Genomic DNA, 18,514 nt, shown 5'->3' with positions numbered 1-18,514 from the left:
ATGCAAACTCGTGACGATATTTTCAACACCCTGCGCGACGCCTTGGTGGAACTGTTTGAGCTGGAACCTGAACGCGTCACCCTTGACGCCAACCTGTACCAGGACCTGGAAATCGACAGCATCGACGCCGTGGACCTGATCGACCACATCAAGCGCCAGACCGGCAAGAAGATCGCCGCCGAAGAGTTCAAGGCCGTACGCACTGTGAACGACGTGGTTGAGGCGGTGTACCGTCTGGTCCAGCCCGCCGCATGAGCCGGCTGATCGGCCTTGGACTGTTGTTGGCGGGGCTGCTGTACCCCTTCGCCGTGTATTACGGCACCGAGCACTTTGCGCCGTGGCAGTTCGGCTTGTTGCTGGGCAGTTTGTGGCTGCTGCGCGCCCTGACGGCTGCGCGGCGCCCGGGCAGCCGCTGGATGGCGGCGACGGTGATCCTGTTCTGCCTGCTGCTGGCCTGGTTCGATAACCCGCAGTGGCTGCGCTGGTACCCAAGCCTGGTCAGCGCGTTCATGTTGGCGCTGTTCGGCCTGAGCCTGAAATACGGCCCGCCGATGGTCGAGCGCTTGGCACGCATGACTGACCCGCAGCTGCCGCCGAAGGCAATCGTGTATACCCGCCAGGTCACCGTGGTGTGGAGTGCATTTTTTCTGTGTAATGGCTTGCTCGCCGCCGCACTCACGCTGTGGGCGCCGCTGAGCTGGTGGACGTTGTACAACGGCTTGATCGCCTACGGGCTGATGGCGCTGTTGTTTGCCGTGGAATGGCTGGTACGACAAAGGCTTCGAGGCCGCGTATGAATGGGTTGAAACTTGAGCACTTGTTGCTTGAGCCGCTGCAACAGCGCTCGGTCACCACCGAGCCTGACATGAACCACGCCCAACTGTGGGAAGCGTCACTGCGCCTGGCGGCCGGCCTGCAGGCGCGAGGCATCCGGCGCCTGGCCGTGTACCTGGAAGACGCCGGCGTCCTGGCGGTTGCCTTGCTGGGCGCCTGGCGCGCCGGTGCCAGCGTGTTGCTGCCCGCCGACCTGCAACCCCAGACCCGCCAACGCTGGGCGCCTGCCGTTGACGCCTGGCTGACCGAAGCCGCTGACCTCGAGGCGCTGTACCAGGCGCCACTGAGCCCTGCGGTTCTTGATCTGGACAGCTGCCAACTGAGCCTGTGTACCTCCGGCTCCAGCGGTGAGCCCAAGCGCATCGACAAATCCCTGCGCCAACTGGCCAATGAAGTCCAGGCGCTGGAAGCCCTGTGGGGGGCGGACCTCAAAGACGCCTGCATCATCGGCAGCGTCGCTACCCAGCACATCTACGGCTTGCTGTTTCGCGTGCTGTGGCCGCTGTGCGCCGGCCGCAGCTTTGTGCGCCAGCAACTGGCATTTCCCGAGGACATGCAGCGCGCCAGCCGCGAGCACCCACAATTTGCCTGGGTTGCCAGCCCGGCGCTGCTCAAGCGCATGGGCGACAATCTCGACTGGGCGGCACTGAGCCAAGTAGCGCGAGTGTTTTCCTCCGGCGGTGCTTTGCCGGTTGAAGCCGCCGGCAGCCTATACGACCGCTTGCAGCAATGGCCGACGGAAATTCTCGGCAGTTCGGAAACCGGCGGCATCGCCTGGCGCCAGGGCGCGCAACCCTGGCAGCCGTTTGCCGATGTGCAACTGAGCCAGGATGCCGACGGCGCGCTGCGCATCGCATCAAAATACCTGCCCGAAGGGCATGTGGAGCAGACCGCCGACGCCGCACGCATCCATGCCGATGGCCGTTTCGAATTGCTGGGCCGTCTGGACCGCATCGTCAAGCTGGAAGAAAAACGCATCTCCCTGCCGATGCTGGAACAAGCGCTGATGACCCACCCCTGGGTTGCGGAAACCCGCCTGGGCGTGGTGCAGGAAAACCGCGCCTCCCTCGGTGCCCTGGTGGTACTCAGCGCGGCTGGCCTGCACGCCCTGCGCAACCAGGGCCGGCGCACGCTCACCCAAACCCTGCGCCAGCACCTGGGCCAACATTGCGAAGCCCTGGCTCTGCCCCGGCGCTGGCGATTGCTGCGCCAATTGCCGCTGAACAGCCAGGGCAAGCTGCCCCAGGCCGACATCGAAGCACTTCTGCTGGCTCCCCGGCCAAAAGCCCCCGAAGTGCTGGAGCAGGTCGAAGCCGATGGCGAATGGACCGTGCAACTGAGCGTTCCGCCGGACCTGGCCTATTTCAGCGGGCACTTCCCGGTGACGCCTGTGCTGCCAGGCGTGGTGCAGGTGGAGTGGGCATTCAACCTGGGCCAGCAACTGCTGGAGTTGCCGGGCACATTCGCCGGGATGGAAGTGCTCAAGTTCCAGCAACTGGTGCGTCCAGGCGATCAAATCGAACTGCACCTGCGCTTTGACCGGGAACGCCGCAAGCTGTACTTCGCCTACCGCAACGGCATCGCTGCCTGTTCCAGCGGACGGATAGTGCTGGAGGCTGCACATGCATAACCCTTGCGCCCTGATCCCGGTCTACAACCACGAAGCCGCCGTGCCCGCGGTGGTCCGCAGCCTGCTCGACAGCGGCCTGCCCTGCCTGCTGGTCGACGATGGCAGCAGCCCGGCCTGCGCAGCGGTGCTGGCGCAACTGGCGACGCTGGACAGCGTCACCCTGCTGACCCTGCCCAGCAACCAAGGCAAAGGCGGCGCGGTCATGGCCGGTTTCCGGGAAGCGGCGCGCCTGGGCTACACCCACGCCCTGCAAGTGGATGCCGACGGCCAGCATGACTTGCGTGAGGTCGAGACCTTTATCGATACCTCCCGCCGGCACCCCAACGCGATCATCTGCGGCTACCCCGAATACGACGACAGCGTGCCCAAAGGCCGCTTGTATGCGCGCTACCTGACCCACGTGTGGGTGTGGATCAACACCCTGTCGTTGCAGATCCGCGACTCCATGTGCGGCTTTCGCGTGTACCCGCTGGCGCCGACACTGGCCTTGATGGACTCGGCTTATATCGGCACGCACATGGATTTCGACTCCGACATCCTGGTGCGCCTGGCCTGGCGCAACCAACCGATGCGCTGGCTGCCGACCCAGGTGCACTACCCGGCTGACGGCTTGTCGCACTTTCGCTTGTTCCGCGACAACGTTCGCATCAGCGCTATGCATACGCGGCTGTTTTTCGGCATGTTGGTGCGTGCGCCGATGATCCTGTGGCGACGGTGGCAGGCATGAGCGACAGCACCAAGCACTGGGCCGATCGCGAGGAACGTGGCAGCTTCTGGTTGATGAAATTCACCGCGGTCGCGGCAAAAATCCTCGGTCGTCGTTTGTTGAGCCCGTTGTTGTACAGCATCGTTTTTTACTTCTTCCTGTTCGGCCGCACCGCCCGCCACAGCGCCTGGCAATACCAGCAGCGCCTGGCCGAATGGAGTGGGCGCAATGAGCTGCATCCCACCCACAGGAAAGTCTTCGGCCAGTTCATGGCCTTCGCCGATTCGCTGCTGGACAAGCTCGATGTGTGGAACGGCAAGCTAAGCCTGGAGCAGATCGACATCGACGACCCGGCGCAATTGCGCGGGCAACTGCGCGGCGAACGCGGGCAGATGCTGGTGGGCGCGCACCTGGGCAACCTCGAAGTGTGCCGCGCCCTGGCGGAGATCGGTGAGCAGGTGACCATGAACGTGCTGGTGCACACCAAGCACGCCGAGCGTTTTAACCGCCTGTTGGGCGAGGCCGGCGCCACCCATTTGCGCCTGATCCAGGTCAGCGAACTGGACCCGGCCACGATGCTCTTGCTCAGTCAACGCCTGGACGACGGCGAGTGGCTGGCGATTGCCGGCGACCGCATACCCCTGCACGACGGGCGCACGGTGCGCGTGGACTTTCTCGGCCATGCCGCCGCCTTCCCCCAAGGCCCGTGGCTGCTGGCCGGCCTGCTCAAATGCCCGGTGAACCTGCTGATGTGCCTCAAACACCAAGGCCGCTATCGCCTGACCATCGAGCCTTTCGCGCCGTTGATCGAATGGAAGCGCAGCACCCGCGAGCAAGTGATTGCCGAGTGGACCGCACGCTACGCCGCACGCCTGGCCCAGTTTTGCCTGCAAGCGCCCCAACAATGGTTCAACTTTTACCCTTTCTGGAAGACCGATGACGACGCATCTTGAGCCGGTAACCTTTGGCGAACGCCCTTTGCGCATCGAAGACGTGCTGGCCCTGGCCAACCGTCAGGTGCCCACGCAATTGCAAGATGACGTGGCGTATCGCCAACGCATCGCCAAGGGCGCGCAGTTCCTCGACTCGCTGCTGGACAAGGAAGGCGTGATCTACGGCGTGACAACCGGCTACGGCGATTCCTGCGTGGTGGCGGTGCCGCTGGAACATGTCGAGGCGCTGCCCCGTCATCTGTACACCTTTCATGGGTGCGGGTTGGGCAAGTTGCTCGATGCCCAGGCGACCCGGGCGGTACTGGCGGCGCGTTTGCAGTCGCTGTGTCACGGCGTGTCCGGGGTACGCGTGGAATTGCTGGAGCGCCTGCACGCCTTCCTCAAACACGACGTACTGCCGCTGATCCCGGAAGAGGGTTCGGTGGGTGCCAGCGGCGACTTGACGCCGCTGTCCTACGTGGCCGCGACCTTGTCCGGCGAACGTGAAGTGCTGTTCCGAGGCGAACGTCGCCAGGCGGCCGAAGTGCATCGCGAACTGGGCTGGGAGCCGCTGGTATTGCGGCCCAAGGAAGCCCTGGCGTTAATGAACGGCACCGCGGTAATGACCGGCATTGCTTGTCTGGCCTTCGCCCGCGCCGACTACCTGCTGCACCTGGCCACGCGCATCACCGCGCTGAATGTGGTGGCGCTGCAAGGCAACCCGGAGCACTTCGACGAGCGCCTGTTCGCCGCCAAGCCGCACCCGGGGCAGATGCAGGTTGCCGCATGGCTGCGCAACGACCTGGCGATTGATGCGCCAACGGCGCCATTGCATCGCCTGCAGGATCGCTACTCCTTGCGTTGCGCCCCCCACGTGCTCGGTGTGCTGGCCGACAGCCTGAACTGGCTGCGCTCATTTATCGAGATCGAGCTCAACAGCGCCAACGACAACCCAATCATCGACGCCGAAGCAGAGCGCGTGCTGCACGGCGGGCATTTCTACGGCGGGCATATCGCCTTTGCCATGGACAGCCTCAAGACCCTGGTGGCCAACGTCGCCGACCTGCTTGACCGCCAACTCGCGCTGCTGGTGGACGTGCGTTACAACCACGGCCTGCCGAGCAACCTATCAGGCGCCCCGGCTGACCGAGCGATGATCAACCACGGCTTCAAGGCCGTGCAGATCGGTACCAGCGCCTGGACCGCCGAAGCCTTGAAAAACACCATGCCGGCCAGCGTGTTCTCACGCTCCACCGAGTGCCACAACCAGGACAAGGTCAGCATGGGCACCATCGCCGCCCGCGACGCCATCCGTGTGCTGGAGCTGACCGAACAGGTCGCCGCCGCTACCCTGCTCGCTGCCAACCAGGGCGTGTGGCTGCGCGCGCAGGCCGAGGATGCACGACCGCTGCCACCGGCATTGGCCGCGATGCACGCAGAGCTGGCCAAGGACTTCCCGCCAGTCATCGAAGACCGCGCCCTGGAAGGCGAACTGCGCCTGTGCCTGCAACGCATCGCCGAGCAACACTGGGGGCTGCATGCGTAGTCAGGGTGTGTTGCACAGCGACACTGAAATCCTCGTGCCGTTTTTCGATATCGACACCATGAACGTGGTTTGGCACGGGCATTACGTGAAGTACCTGGAAGTGGCGCGCTGTGCGTTGCTGGACAAGATCGGCCATAACTACACGGCGATGCTCGAGTCCGGCTACGCCTGGCCGGTGATCGACATGCAGCTACGCTATGTACGTGGCGCCACCTTCGGCCAGACCCTCAATGTGCGCGCCAGCCTGGTGGAGTGGGAGAATCGTTTGAAGGTCAACTACCTGATCACTGACCTGGCCAGCGGCGAGCGCTTGACCCGCGCCAGCACCGTGCAGGTGGCGGTGGAAATCGCCAGCCGCGAGATGCAGCTGGCCTCGCCCAGAGTATTCACCGACGCCGTAGAGAGAGCTTTGAAATGAGATCCCCTGTGGGAGTGGGCTTGCCCGCGATGGACGTTAACGATAACGCGCGCCAACTGACACTGCGCAGCGCCCTCAGGTTTTTCGCGAGCAAGCTCGCTCCTACAGGGGTCGCGTTGTTGCTGAGCTTCAATGCCCAGGCTTTCGACTTGCAGCAGTTGAGCGACCAGCTTGCAAAACCTTCCGTCATCCACGGCAACTTCATCCAGGAAAAACACCTGCGCGCCCTGCCCCAGCCACTCGTCAGCAAAGGCACCTTCGTGCTCGCCAAGGACCATGGCCTGCTGTGGCTGCTCAAAACCCCGCTGCAACAGGACTACCGCATCAACGCCCAAGGCATAGCCCGGCGTGACGCCAACGGCTGGCAACCGCTGCCGAACAAGAGCGCCGGCGCCGAGCAGAATCGCCTGTTCCTCGCGGTGCTGCAGGGCGACAGCAGCGGCTTGCAGCGTGACTTCGAACTGCAACTGCAAGGCCCGGCCCAGCAATGGAAGCTCACCCTGATCCCGCGCTCGCTGCTGCTCAAGCAAGTGTTCACCCGGATCAATATCGACGGCGGCGAGCTGGTGCACACCATCGAACTGCTGGAAACCCAGGGCGACAGCACCGTGCTGCGCATGCAGGACAGCACGGCCAGCCAACCCTTGAGCGCAGCGGAGCAACACGACTTTGCCCAGTGAGCGCCTGCTGCCGCGCCTGTTCCTGATCCTGCTGGTGGCCGTGCTGGCCCTGGCCGGCTGGCAGTGGCGCCATGGCGCGCCGTTGTCGGCCAACCTGATGGAGCTGGTGCCCGGCAGCACGCCGGACGCCCTTGAACAGCAAGCCGAACAGCGCATGCAGGAGCCGCTCAACCGCGAAATGCTGGTGTTGGTCGGGCATGCCGACCGCCAGCAAGCACTGGCCTTGGCACAACAATTGGGCGAGCGCTGGCAGGCCAGCGGCTTGTTTGAAAAAGTGCAGTGGAACCTGCAGGCCGACCTGCCAGCACTGCGCGAGCAACTGCTGCGCGGGCGCTTGTCGATGCTCTCGGCCAAGGACCGCGAGCAGTTGATTGAGCAACCCGACGCCTTCATCCAGCAACGGGTGCAAGCGCTGTTCGATCCCTTCACCGGCTTCAGCCTGGTGCCGAGCCAGGACGACTGGCTGGGCCTGACCGGGCGCATTCAGAACAGCCAACCGCAACACGGCTCGGTGCAACTGGATATCGGCAGCGGCGCCTTGATCGCCGACGCCGACGGCAAAAGCTGGGTGCTGCTGCGGGCGCGCACCACCGGCAATGCCTTCGATATGCAATTGCCGCTGCAAGTGGCGGACCTGCTCCAGGCCAGTCGCGCACAAGCTGACGAGCAAGGCGCGCAGCTGCTCGCCGCCAGCGGCTTGCTCTATGCCGCCAACGGGCAACGCCAGGCCACCCGGGAAATCACCTGGGTCGGCGGCGGTGCGACCGTCGGCATCCTGCTGTTGCTGCTGCTGGCATTCCGACGCTGGCGCGTATTGCTGGCGTTTGTGCCGGTGCTGGTGGGCATGCTGTTTGGCGCGGTGGCCTGCGTGGCGCTGTTCGGGCATATGCATGTGATGACCCTGGTGCTGGGTTCCAGCCTGATCGGCGTGGCGGTGGATTACCCACTGCACTACCTGTCGAAAAGCTGGAGCCTGCAACCCTGGCGCAGTTGGCCGGCGTTGCGCCTGACCCTGCCGGGGCTGAGCCTGAGCCTGGCCACCAGTTGCATCGGCTACCTGGCATTGGCCTGGACACCGTTCCCGGCCCTGACGCAAATCGCGGTGTTCTCCGCCGCCGGGCTAGTTGGTGCTTATTTGTGCGCCGTGTGCCTGTTGCCGGCGTTGCTCAAGGGTGTGGAACTGCGCCCGGCGCAATGGCCGCTGCGCATCGCCGAAAGTCTTTGGCAGATGCGTACGGCGCTGATCAAGCACGTGCCCAGTTCAGTGCTGCTGGTGTGGGTACTGTTGTTCTGCGCCGGGGGCCTGTGGCAACTGAACAGCAAGAACGATATCCGCCAATGGATCGGCGCGCCGCCGCAATTGCTCCAGGAAGCCCAGGCCGTAGCGCGCATCACCGGGTTCCAGCCGACCAGCCAGTTTTTCCTGGTGCGGGCCGACAATCAGCAGCAGTTGCTGGAACGCCAAGTCGCCTTGGGTAAACGCCTGGATCAGTTGGTGAATATGGACAAGCTCCAGGGTTACCTGGCGCTCAATCAATTGGTGAGTCTCCCTGACGAGCAGCAACAACTGCGGGACGCCCTGAACAATCTGGCGCAACACTGGCAGCCGCTGCTGGACCTGGGTGTGCCCGCCAGCGCCCTGCAAGCCGAAGTCGCGCAGTTGCAGGCGCTGCCCACCGCCGACATCGACGCTGCGCTGCAAGGCCCACTTGCCGAACCCTGGCGCACGCTGTGGCTCGGCCCGGTCGACGGCGGCGTGGCGGCCATGGTCAGCCTGCAAGGCTTGAACAACCCGGCGCTGCTGCGGGTGCAGGCACTGGACTTGCCCGGTGTGCAATTGGTCGATCGCCTGGGCGACTTGAACCGGGTTTTTGCTGACACGCAAATCAGCGCCGCCGAATTGAAGTTGATGTCCTGCGTGCTGATTGTGCTGTTGCTGATTGCACCCTTTGGTTTTGGCGGTGCCTTGCGTATCGTCGCCCTGCCGCTGCTGGCCGCGCTGTGCAGCCTGGCCAGCCTCGGCTGGCTGGGCCAGCCACTGACCCTGTTCAGCCTGTTCGGCCTGTTGCTGGTGACGGCCATCAGCGTTGACTATGCGATTTTGATGCGCGAGCAGATCGGCGGCCCGGCTGTCAGCCTGTTGGGGACGCTGCTGGCAGCACTGACGACTTGGTTGTCGTTCGGCCTGCTGGCAGTCTCCAGTACACCGGCGGTGAGTAATTTCGGCCTGTCGGTCAGCCTCGGCCTGGCGTTCAGCTTTATGCTGGCGCCCTGGGCCGGGCAGCAGAAACACACCTTATGAATGCGATTATCGCCCATGCGGCAAGGAGCCCTCGTGCCCATAGTTGAAATGGAACGTCGCCAGGTGGTGGTGATCGGTGCCGGGCCTTCCGGTGCTATCGCGGCCGCGCTGTTAAAGCGCAAAGGGCATGATGTATTGATCATCGAGCGCGAGCATTTCCCGCGCTTTTCGATTGGCGAAAGCCTGCTGTCGCACTGTATCGACTTTATCGAAGAAGCGGGCATGCTCGACGCCGTACAAGCGGCGGGCTTCCAGGTAAAAACCGGCGCTGCCTTCGCCTGGGGCGAGCGCTACAGTGCGTTTGATTTTGGTGACACGTTCAGCAACGGCAAGCCCACCACTTACCAGGTGCAACGCGGCGAGTTCGACAAATTGCTGGCCGATCAGGCGGCGTTGCAGGGCGTGGACATCCGCTATGGCCACACCATTGTCGGCGTGGATTTCTCCGGCGAGTGCCGCTACCTGCATGTGCGCCGACAGAACGGCAGCGAGTACCACATCAAGGCCAAGTTCGTGCTCGACGCCAGCGGCTATGGTCGCGTGCTGCCGCGTCTGCTGGACCTTGAAGCACCGTCGAACTTTCCGCTGCGCCAGGCCGTGTTTACCCACGTCGAAGACCACATCGCACACCCAGGCTTCGATCGCACCAAGATCCTCGTCACCACCCATCCAACCCAGCGCGATATCTGGTTCTGGACCATCCCGTTCAGCAATGGCCGCTGCTCAGTGGGCGTGGTTGCGGCCAAGGCGCATTTCGATGGCCGCGACAGCGACCTCGACGCCTGTCTGCGCAGCTTCATCGACGAAACGCCAAGCCTGTCCGGCGTGCTCAGCAATGCCGTATGGGACACCCCGGCGCGCAGCATCGGTGGTTACTCGGCCAACGTCAAAACCCTGCACGGCCCGGGCTTTGCGCTGCTGGGCAATGCGGCGGAATTCCTCGACCCGGTGTTCTCTTCGGGCGTGACCATCGCCATGCGTTCGGCGAGCATGGCCGCTGCGGTCCTGCATCGTCAGCTCAACGGTGAGACTGTCGACTGGCAAAGCGAATTCGCCGAGCCCTTGAAACGTGGTGTCGACACCTTCCGCTGCTACGTCGAAGGCTGGTATGCCGGCACATTCCAGGACGTGATTTTCCATCCTGGCAGCTCACCGGAGATTCGCCGCATGATCAGCGCGATCCTGGCCGGCTACGCCTGGGATGAGCGCAACCCGTTTGTCAGCGAACCGAAGCGGCGGTTGCGGATGTTGTCGGATATTTGTGCGAGTGAAGTGGTATGAGCAGTCCTGCCGTTGGAAAAAACTACCTGAGCAAGAATTACGTCGAAGAAACCAGGTTCGGCTTCTGGTTCCTGCGCAGCCATACCTGGCAGCATCACGTCTTGCGCGTGGCGATCAATGACCTGCGCAGCCTGTTCAGCGAGCCGCTGCCGTTGGCGCCGGTATTACTCGACGCCGGTTGCGGCCAGGGTAAATCCTTCAGGTTGCTGCAGGAGGTGTTTGCGCCCTCACGCCTGATCGGCCTGGATGCTGACCCCCACAGTCTCGAACTGAGCCGCGAAGAAGCCGAGCGCCAGGGCATGGCTGTCGAGTTGATCGGCAGCGACTGCGCCACCCTAAAGGTACCGGATGCCAGCGTGGATATCGTGTTCTGCCACCAGACCTTTCACCACTTGGTCGAGCAACATCGCGCGCTCAAGGAGTTTTATCGGGTGCTCAAGCCGGGCGGTTATCTGCTGTTTGCCGAATCCACCGAAGCCTATATCGACACCTGGGTGATTCGCTGGCTGTTCCGCCACCCGATGCATGTGCAGAAAAGCGCCGAGCAATACCTGGAGATGCTCCGCGAGCAGGGCTTTGAATTTGCCCCGCAAAATGTCTCGTACCCCTACCTGTGGTGGAGCCGCTCCAGCGACTTCGGCCTGCTGGAGCGCTGGGGCCTGCGCAAGGCGCCGCCGGTAGGCCAGCGCGAGGAAACCCTGGTCAACTGCGTAGCGCGTAAACCTTTGGAGAATGCTGCCCCATGATGCGCCTGCTGTTGATCGGTTGCGTATTGCTGCTGAGCGCCTGCGCCAGCCAGGCACCACTGCCGGAAAGAATGCCAACCCTGGCCTTGCCGATGCAATTACACGTGCAACGCCTTGCGGACGGCCAGAGCCAGGATTGGTTGCTGGTGATCCAACGCGAAGGCAGCGCGATTCGCTGGTCGATGATGGACCCACTGGGCATTCCCCTGGCCCGGCAAAAGCTGGTCGATGGCCAATGGCAGGCCGACGGTTTGCTGCCACCCAATCCCCAGGCCCGGGAGTTGTTCGCCGCGCTGCTGTTTGCCCTGACCTCGGCCGATGAAGTGCCGGCGCTGTATCCGCACGCCCAGGCCATGGACTTGACGCGCACGCTGCCGGGCCATTGGCAGATCGTCTATCAGTCCTCCGAGGTGTTCAGCGTGAACATGGCGGGCCAGCCGTTGCGTTATCGCATTACTCCGCTGGGCCTCAAACGATGACCGCTTACCTCAATGCCCTCGGCGTGATCTGCGCCCTTGGCCGCGGCCAGGCCGAAGTCAGCCGCAGGCTGTTTGCCGGCGACTGCTCGGGCATGCGCGCCGAAGGCGGTTGGGTGCCGGAGCGCGTGGTGCCGGTGGCGGCCGTGCACGGCGAGCTGGCGCCCCTGCCGGTGACGCTGGGCCAACAGAGCAGCCGCAATAACCAGTTGCTGTTGGAAGCGGCATTGCAGATCGAAGCTCAGCTGCGCCAGGCGATCCAAACCTACGGGCCTTCGCGGGTTGGCATTGTGCTCGGCACCAGCACCTCAGGCATCGATGAGGCCAGCCGCGGCATTGCCCACTACCTGCGCGACCAGCAATTCCCCGCCGACTACGACTACCAGCAACAGGAACTCAGCGCCCCGGCGAATTTCCTCGCCGACTGGCTGCAACTGAGCGGCCCGGCCTATGTGATTTCTACCGCCTGCACCTCCAGCGCCCGGGCACTGATGAGTGCCCAGCGCCTGCTGGATCTCGGCATCTGCGATGCGGTGATCTGCGGCGGCGTGGACAGCCTGTGCAAGCTGACACTGAACGGTTTCACCGCATTGGAGGCGGTCTCCAGCGAGCGCTGCAATCCGTTCTCGGTGAACCGCAACGGCATCAATATCGGTGAAGCGGCGGTGCTGTTCCTGATGAGCCGCGAGCCGGCACCGATCGCCTTGCTGGGCAGCGGAGCCAGTTGCGATGCCCACCATATCTCCGCGCCGGAGCCCAGCGGCAAGGGCGCGCTGCAAGCGATGCGCAAGGCCCTGGCCAACGCAAAGCTGGCTCCCGAGCAGATCGGCTACCTGAACCTGCACGGCACCGCCACCCAACACAACGACGCCATGGAAAGCCTGGCGGTCGCCAGCCTGTTCCCCGATGGCGTAGCCTGCTCGTCGACCAAACCCATGACCGGTCACACCCTCGGCGCTGCCGGAGCCCTGGAAGCGGCGTTTTGCTGGTTGAGCCTGAGCCACGGCTTGCTGCCACCCCACGTATGGGACGGCCAAGCCGATCCGGCGCTGCCCGCCTTGCAATGGACACGCAGCGGCGACACCTTGAAAAAAACCTGCCTGATGAGCAACTCGTTTGCCTTCGGAGGCAACAACGTCAGCCTGATAATTGCAGAGGCCCCATGATCGATTGGCCACTTGCCGAACTACTGCCCCATGCGGGCGACATGATCCTGATCGACCAGGTGCTGTCGTTCGATGAAGAGCAGGTCCGCACCCGCGTCACCGTCAAGCCCGGCGGCCTGTTCAACCGCCCTGACGGCAGCCTGCCGGCCTGGGTCGGCCTGGAGTTGATGGCGCAAAGCGTCGCCGCCTATGCCGGCTGCCGTGCGCGCCAGCAAGGCCAGGCGGTAGAGCTGGGCTTCCTGTTGGGCACGCGTAAATTCGAGTGCAACGTGGAGCACTTTCCCGCCGGCGCCGAGCTGAATATCCACGGCCTGCGTTCCCTGGAAGACGACAACGGCATGGGTGTGTTCGAATGCCACCTCACCGGCGACGGTATCCAGGCCAGCGCCCGCTTGAACGTATTTCGACCGCCCCAGGCGGCCAACTATCTAGATGAATCGAAGGACCAAACGCCATGACTGAATCCGTACTGGTCACCGGCTCCAGCCGTGGCATCGGCCGCGCCATTGCCCTGCGCCTGGCCCAGGCCGGCCATGACATCGTGCTGCATTGCCGCAGTGGTCGCGCCGAAGCCGACGCCGTGCAGGTCGAGATCGAGGCCCTGGGGCGCAAGGCGCGGGTGCTGCAATTCGACGTGTCCGACCGCGCCAATTGCAAGGCCATCCTTGAAGCCGATGTGGAGCAACATGGCGCCTACTACGGCGTGGTGCTCAATGCTGGCCTGACCCGCGACGGCGCGTTCCCGGCGCTGTCGGAAGACGACTGGGACGTAGTGATGCGCACCAACCTTGATGGTTTCTACAACGTGCTGCACCCGGTAATGATGCCGATGATCCGCCGCCGCGCCGCCGGGCGCATCGTGTGTATCACGTCGGTCTCCGGGTTGATCGGCAACCGCGGCCAGGTCAACTACAGCGCTTCAAAAGCCGGCCTGATCGGCGCGGCCAAGGCACTGGCCATCGAGTTGGGCAAGCGCAAGATCACCGTCAACTGCGTGGCGCCCGGGTTGATCGATACTGCGATGCTGGATGAAAACGTCCCCGTTGAAGAACTGATGAAAATGATCCCCGCGCAACGCATGGGGACCCCGGAAGAAGTCGCCGGCGCAGTGAATTTCCTGATGTCGGCCGAAGCCAGCTATATCACGCGCCAGGTGCTGGCCGTGAACGGAGGCCTGTGCTGATGAAGCGCGTCGTCGTCACTGGCATGGCCGGCATGACCTCCCTGGGCAGCGACTGGGGGACCATTGCCGCCAACTTTCGCGCCAACCGCAGTGGCATCCGGCGCATGGATGAGTGGGACCGCTTTACCGAATTGAACACGCGCCTGGCCGGGCCCATTGATGATTTCGTCGTGCCCGCCCACTGGACCCGCAAGCAGCTGCGCAGCATGGGCCGCGTCTCGCGCCTGGCAGTGTGGGCGGCGGAACAGGCGTTGCACGACGCCGGTCTGCTCGGTGACGAGTCGATCAAGGACGGGCGCATGGGCGTGGCCTGTGGCTCGTCCACCGGCAGCACCGATGAGATCAAGGCCTTCGGCAATATGCTGCTCAACTCGGTGGCCGAAGGGCTCAACGCCAACTCCTATGTGCGCATGATGCCCCACACCACAGCGGCGAATATCAGCATCTTCTTTGGCCTCACCGGGCGTTTGATCCCCACGTCCAGCGCCTGCACCAGCGGCAGCCAGGGCATCGGCTACGCCTACGAGGCGATCAAGTTCGGGCGGCTGCCCTTGATGCTCGCCGGTGGCGCCGAAGAGCTCTGCCCCACCGAAGCCATGGTGTTCGATGCGCTCTACGCCACCAGCCTGAAGAACGACGCACCGCAAACCAGCCCACGCCCCTACGACAGCGGCCGCGATGGCCTGGTGATCGGCGAAGGCGGCGGCATGCTGGTGCTCGAGGAGCTGGAACATGCCCTGGCGCGGGGTGCGCACATCCACGCCGAGCTGGTCGGTTTTGGCAGCAACGCCGACGGCCAGCACACCACCCGCCCGGAGCAGAAAACCATGCGCCGCGCCATGGAACTGGCCCTGGAAGATGCCGGGCTTGAACCGTCCGCCATTGGCTACGTCAACGGCCATGGCACCGCCACCGACCAGGGCGACATCGCCGAAACCCTAGCCACCAGCAGCCTGTTCGGCAGCCGCATGCCGATCAGCTCGCAGAAGAGTTTCCTCGGCCACACCCTGGGTGCCTGCGGCGCGCTGGAGTCGTGGTTCAGCATCGAAATGATGAACCGCGACGAGTACGTGCACACCTTCAACCTGGACTCGGTCGACCCGCAATGCGGCGAGCTCGATTACCTGCAAGGGGGCTTTCGGCAGATGCACAACGACTATGTGATGAACAACAACTTCGCTTTCGGCGGCGTCAACACCTCGTTGATCTTCCGCCGCTGGTCCTGACTTTTAATCGATTGGAGAAAACGGAATGTCTTCCCTGCTACGCGCGACCCTGATCACCCTGGCCCTGCTGACCACCGCCGGTTGCACCAGCAAGCCGGTGCTCAACACCCAACATGAGTTGCCGGCCACCAGCCAGGTCAGCGAAGAAAAGATGAAACAAGCCATCGTCGCCGCCCTGCAGAAACGTGAGTGGACCGTGCAACGCCTGAGCCCGCAGCTGGTGCAGGCCGAGATCACCGTGCGCGGCCAGTTCTATGCCGCCATCGATATCCGCTACACCCGTAACAACTACGCCATCACCTACCGCGACAGCCGCGACCTGGGCTACAAGGACGGCAAGATCCATCGCAACTACAACCGTTGGATAAGCATGCTGGATAGGGACATCCTGGCAGGGTTGCGCTCGACCGGGATGCAGTAAGGCCAGAAACGACAAAGGGCGCCTTTAGGCGCCCTCTTCACAAACAGGTTGGCTTGTCATCGCCGCTTCCTGCCTGGCTCTGCGGTGGCTGGTTGCCCAGGACCCTCAGAGTCTCACAAGCCCCTTTTCGGGAACTCGGCCAGTATGCCTGAAAGCAGGTTACCTGCAATCGGTGGCAAAACGCCGTCCATCTATATCCCGCTTTATCGCAACCCAAGCGCACTGCGCACCGCCGCTTTTATCGCCAAAAATTGGTCATTGGTGAGTTCGGCTATTTTGTAAGTTCGTTTGCCATGACGATCTTTACTTTTGATTCGGTCCAGTCGACCCAAGCTGACTGTCGCGACGATGTCGCATTTAGCCCAGCAGACCGGGCTCGCTCCCTGAAGGTGGCTATCAAGCCGCAAATGGTGTTCCAACACCTGCTGTGGAGCGGTAGTACTCAGAGGTACCACCGTTACGAGCAGCTTATTCGTCCGGTGTTTGCGTATCACAATAACAGGTCGAATCTTGATGATTTCCGGAACCTCATAGCCACGAAAATCACAAATCAACACGCTGCCCTCCTTGGGCTGATAGAGAAGTGCCATCCATATCCACTCGCCTGAAAAAGAATGATTTTGCGCAAGTTTCTGGCGAATAACTAAGCCGGTTGCGTTACCTGATATGTGACCCCGCCTACACCAATACCTGACGCGTCAACAACTCCACAAACCCCTTCGCCATCGGCGTTTGCACGCCCTTGCGCTGTACCAGCCACACCGCCGTCATCGCCTCTGGGTCGAGCAGCGTGCGATAGACCACGCCATCAATGCGAATACGCTGGTAAGACGCCGGCAACACCGACACGCCCAACCCCGCCGCCACCAGGCCGATGATGGTCATCGCCTCCCCCGCTTCCTGGGCAAAATGCGGGCTGAACCCGGCGTCGCGGGCCAGGTTGAGCAGTTGGGCATACAGGCCGCTGCCGTAGGTGCGTGGGAAAAACACAAAGGGCTCCTGCGCCAATTGCGCCAGGTGCAAGCCGCGCTCGCTGCCTTCCACCAAGGGATGGCCGGCGTTCAAGACCGCGACCAGCGGCTCGCGCATCAACTCGACCACGCTCAGCGAATCGGGCAATGGCAAAGGTCGCATCAGCCCGACCTGGATCGACTCATCCACCAGCGACTCGGCCACCTCGGTGCTGCTCATCTCTTGCAAGTTGAGGTGCACGGCCGGGAAAGCCTGGCGAAACGCAAAGATCGCCTGGGGAATGCTGGAATTGAACGGTGCGGAAGACGTGAAGCCGATCTTCAATTCCCCGAGCTCTCCCGATTGCGCCCTGCGCGCCACGTCCGCCGCCTTGTCGACCTGGGCCAGTACCAGTCGCGCCTCTTGCAGGAACAGCCGCCCTGCCTCGCTCAGCTCGACCCGACGATTGGTGCGCTCAAATAGCCGCGCACCCACCTCTTGTTCCAGCGCCTGGATCTGTTGGCTCAGGGGCGGTTGCGAGATACCCAGCACCTGCGCGGCGCGACCAAAATGCAGTTCTTCGGCGACGGCGATGAAGTACCGCAGATGACGTAATTCCATGTATCCCTCATTAGGTCGTAAAACCTATCAAACAGGTCGAACAATATATTGGAAAGAATCATTAGGCAGCTATATTCTTTTTTGCATTGCCGGTCCTGGCAGCCCTTCCTCCCCGAGGTCTCCGTGAATTCTGCTGTTGCTCCACTCACCCAACAAACGCCCCCCTCCGCCCTCGACGAAGTGGTGGCGCAGCTCAATGACGAATACATCGAAAAAGGCACGCCGATGTTCATGCGCACGGTGCTGGCGCTGTTCTCCGGTGGGTTTGCCACCTTTGCCCTGTTGTATTGCGTACAGCCGATGATGCCGGCGCTGTCCCACGAGTTTTCCATCAATGCGGCGCAAAGCAGCCTGATTCTATCGGTGGCGACCGCGATGCTTGCCTGCGGCCTGCTGGTCACCGGGCCAATTTCCGACAGGCTGGGGCGCAAGCCGGTGATGGTCGCCGCGTTGTTCTGCGCCGCACTCGCCACCATCGCCAGCGGTCTGATGCCGACCTGGGAGGGGATTCTGCTGATGCGGGCGTTGGTGGGCCTGTCCCTGAGCGGCCTGGCCGCCGTGGCGATGACCTACCTCAGCGAAGAGATCCACCCGCAGCACATCGGCCTGGCCATGGGTTTGTACATCGGCGGCAACGCGATTGGAGGCATGAGTGGGCGCCTGATCATCGGCGTGTTGATCGACTTCGTCAGCTGGCACACCGCAATGCTGATCATCGGTGCCCTGGCGCTTATCGCCGCCACGGTGTTCTGGAAGATCCTCCCTGAATCGCGCAACTTCCGCGCAAGCAGCCTCAAGCCGCGTAGCCTGGTGGATGGTTTTGTCATGCACTTCAAGGACGCGGGCCTGCCGTGGCTGTTCCTCGAAGCCTTCCTGCTGATGGGCGCGTTCGTGACGATGTTCAACTACATCGGTTATCGCTTGCTGGCTTCGCCCTACGAGCTGAGCCAGGCGTTGGTGGGCCTGCTGTCGCTGGTGTACCTCTCGGGTATCTACAGCTCGGCCAAGATCGGCTCCCTGGCCGACCGCCTTGGCCGCCGCCGCGTGCTGTGGGGCACCATCGTGTTGATGCTTTCGGGGATGTTACTGACGCTGTTCACGCCGCTGTGGCTGGTAGTGCCGGGCATGCTGGTGTTCACCTTCGGCTTCTTCGGCGCGCATTCGGTGGCCAGCAGCTGGATCGGCCGCCGCGCGGTGAAAGCCAAGGGGCAGGCGTCGTCGCTTTACCTGTTCTGTTACTACGTGGGATCGAGTATTGCCGGGACGGCGGGCGGGTTCTTCTGGCACTTTGCCGGATGGAACGGGATTGGCGGGTTTATCGTGGCGCTGCTGATTGGCGCGTTGCTGGTGGCGTTGAAGCTGGCGAAGTTGCCGCCGTTGGGGCAGGTCTGAAGG

Annotated in this window: 20 protein-coding genes; 18 read left to right on the top strand and 2 right to left on the bottom strand. The window is 63.1% G+C overall.

Features of this window, described 5'->3' with window-relative positions:
* From BLU48_RS30835 to BLU48_RS30755, 17 genes are read left to right on the top strand one after another with little or no spacing between them, the layout of a single operon-like run.
* Positions 1 to 255 carry an acyl carrier protein gene (locus BLU48_RS30835; protein WP_003209389.1) on the top strand — a complete coding sequence of 85 codons (255 nt, stop codon included), beginning with the start codon at positions 1 to 3 and terminating at the stop codon, positions 253 to 255.
* Positions 252 to 797: a COG4648 family protein gene (locus tag BLU48_RS30830; RefSeq protein WP_057023484.1), complete on the top strand. Its 546-nt coding sequence runs from the start codon at positions 252 to 254 to the stop codon at positions 795 to 797. Before BLU48_RS30835 ends, BLU48_RS30830 begins: the two co-directional genes overlap by 4 nt.
* Positions 794 to 2,464 (top strand): ApeI family dehydratase, encoded by a 1,671-nt coding sequence (locus BLU48_RS30825; protein ID WP_057023485.1) that lies wholly within the window; start codon positions 794 to 796, stop codon positions 2,462 to 2,464. The genes BLU48_RS30830 and BLU48_RS30825 overlap by 4 nt, the downstream gene beginning before the upstream one ends.
* Entirely contained in the window at positions 2,457 to 3,191 is a 735-nt protein-coding gene (locus tag BLU48_RS30820; RefSeq protein WP_057023486.1) for a glycosyltransferase family 2 protein, read from the top strand. The genes BLU48_RS30825 and BLU48_RS30820 overlap by 8 nt, the downstream gene beginning before the upstream one ends.
* Positions 3,188 to 4,123, top strand: coding sequence for an LpxL/LpxP family acyltransferase (locus tag BLU48_RS30815; protein ID WP_057023487.1), 936 nt, complete (start codon positions 3,188 to 3,190; stop codon positions 4,121 to 4,123). Before BLU48_RS30820 ends, BLU48_RS30815 begins: the two co-directional genes overlap by 4 nt.
* Positions 4,107 to 5,648, top strand: coding sequence for an HAL/PAL/TAL family ammonia-lyase (locus BLU48_RS30810; protein WP_057023488.1), 1,542 nt, complete (start codon positions 4,107 to 4,109; stop codon positions 5,646 to 5,648). Before BLU48_RS30815 ends, BLU48_RS30810 begins: the two co-directional genes overlap by 17 nt.
* Positions 5,641 to 6,066, top strand: a complete 426-nt coding sequence (locus BLU48_RS30805) for an acyl-CoA thioesterase (RefSeq protein WP_057023489.1) — start codon at positions 5,641 to 5,643, stop codon at positions 6,064 to 6,066. The genes BLU48_RS30810 and BLU48_RS30805 overlap by 8 nt, the downstream gene beginning before the upstream one ends.
* A gap of 29 nt (positions 6,067 to 6,095) precedes the next feature.
* Positions 6,096 to 6,746: an outer membrane lipoprotein carrier protein LolA gene (locus tag BLU48_RS30800; RefSeq protein WP_057023490.1), complete on the top strand. Its 651-nt coding sequence runs from the start codon at positions 6,096 to 6,098 to the stop codon at positions 6,744 to 6,746.
* Complete coding sequence (locus tag BLU48_RS30795; protein WP_057023491.1) at positions 6,736 to 9,048, top strand: MMPL family transporter; 2,313 nt, start codon at positions 6,736 to 6,738, stop codon at positions 9,046 to 9,048. The genes BLU48_RS30800 and BLU48_RS30795 overlap by 11 nt, the downstream gene beginning before the upstream one ends.
* A gap of 33 nt (positions 9,049 to 9,081) precedes the next feature.
* Positions 9,082 to 10,329, top strand: coding sequence for an NAD(P)/FAD-dependent oxidoreductase (locus BLU48_RS30790; protein WP_057023492.1), 1,248 nt, complete (start codon positions 9,082 to 9,084; stop codon positions 10,327 to 10,329).
* Positions 10,326 to 11,075, top strand: a complete 750-nt coding sequence (locus BLU48_RS30785) for a class I SAM-dependent methyltransferase (protein ID WP_057023493.1) — start codon at positions 10,326 to 10,328, stop codon at positions 11,073 to 11,075. The genes BLU48_RS30790 and BLU48_RS30785 overlap by 4 nt, the downstream gene beginning before the upstream one ends.
* Positions 11,072 to 11,554: a hypothetical protein gene (locus tag BLU48_RS30780; RefSeq protein ID WP_057023494.1), complete on the top strand. Its 483-nt coding sequence runs from the start codon at positions 11,072 to 11,074 to the stop codon at positions 11,552 to 11,554. Before BLU48_RS30785 ends, BLU48_RS30780 begins: the two co-directional genes overlap by 4 nt.
* Positions 11,551 to 12,717 (top strand): beta-ketoacyl-[acyl-carrier-protein] synthase family protein, encoded by a 1,167-nt coding sequence (locus BLU48_RS30775; RefSeq protein WP_057023495.1) that lies wholly within the window; start codon positions 11,551 to 11,553, stop codon positions 12,715 to 12,717. The genes BLU48_RS30780 and BLU48_RS30775 overlap by 4 nt, the downstream gene beginning before the upstream one ends.
* Entirely contained in the window at positions 12,714 to 13,175 is a 462-nt protein-coding gene (locus BLU48_RS30770) for an ApeP family dehydratase (protein WP_046070571.1), read from the top strand. Before BLU48_RS30775 ends, BLU48_RS30770 begins: the two co-directional genes overlap by 4 nt.
* Entirely contained in the window at positions 13,172 to 13,900 is a 729-nt protein-coding gene (gene fabG / locus BLU48_RS30765; protein WP_057023496.1) for a 3-oxoacyl-ACP reductase FabG, read from the top strand. The genes BLU48_RS30770 and fabG overlap by 4 nt, the downstream gene beginning before the upstream one ends.
* Positions 13,900 to 15,126, top strand: coding sequence for a beta-ketoacyl-ACP synthase (locus BLU48_RS30760; protein WP_057023497.1), 1,227 nt, complete (start codon positions 13,900 to 13,902; stop codon positions 15,124 to 15,126). Before fabG ends, BLU48_RS30760 begins: the two co-directional genes overlap by 1 nt.
* Before the next feature lie 25 nt (positions 15,127 to 15,151).
* Positions 15,152 to 15,547: a hypothetical protein gene (locus BLU48_RS30755; protein WP_057023498.1), complete on the top strand. Its 396-nt coding sequence runs from the start codon at positions 15,152 to 15,154 to the stop codon at positions 15,545 to 15,547.
* Positions 15,548 to 15,750: 203 nt separating this feature from the next.
* Here the strand turns inward: BLU48_RS30755 and BLU48_RS30750 are convergent, their stop codons facing one another.
* On the bottom strand, positions 15,751 to 16,137 hold the full coding sequence (locus BLU48_RS30750) for a type II toxin-antitoxin system PemK/MazF family toxin (protein WP_032878300.1): 387 nt from the start codon (positions 16,135 to 16,137) through the stop codon (positions 15,751 to 15,753).
* An 88-nt stretch (positions 16,138 to 16,225) separates the two neighbouring features.
* Complete coding sequence (locus BLU48_RS30745) at positions 16,226 to 17,119, bottom strand: LysR family transcriptional regulator (RefSeq protein ID WP_057023499.1); 894 nt, start codon at positions 17,117 to 17,119, stop codon at positions 16,226 to 16,228.
* A gap of 180 nt (positions 17,120 to 17,299) precedes the next feature.
* Here BLU48_RS30745 and BLU48_RS30740 point away from each other — a divergent pair, with 180 nt between their 5' ends.
* A complete protein-coding gene (locus tag BLU48_RS30740) occupies positions 17,300 to 18,511 on the top strand; it encodes an MFS transporter (RefSeq protein WP_371851102.1) in 1,212 nt (403 codons plus the stop codon).
* Positions 18,512 to 18,514: the final 3 nt, after the last annotated feature.

The organism is Pseudomonas synxantha (genome assembly GCF_900105675.1).
Lineage (GTDB): Bacteria > Pseudomonadota > Gammaproteobacteria > Pseudomonadales > Pseudomonadaceae > Aquipseudomonas > Aquipseudomonas synxantha.
The sequence above is the reverse complement of the archived record's forward strand: the minus strand, read 5'-3'. Positions and strand labels throughout refer to the sequence as shown.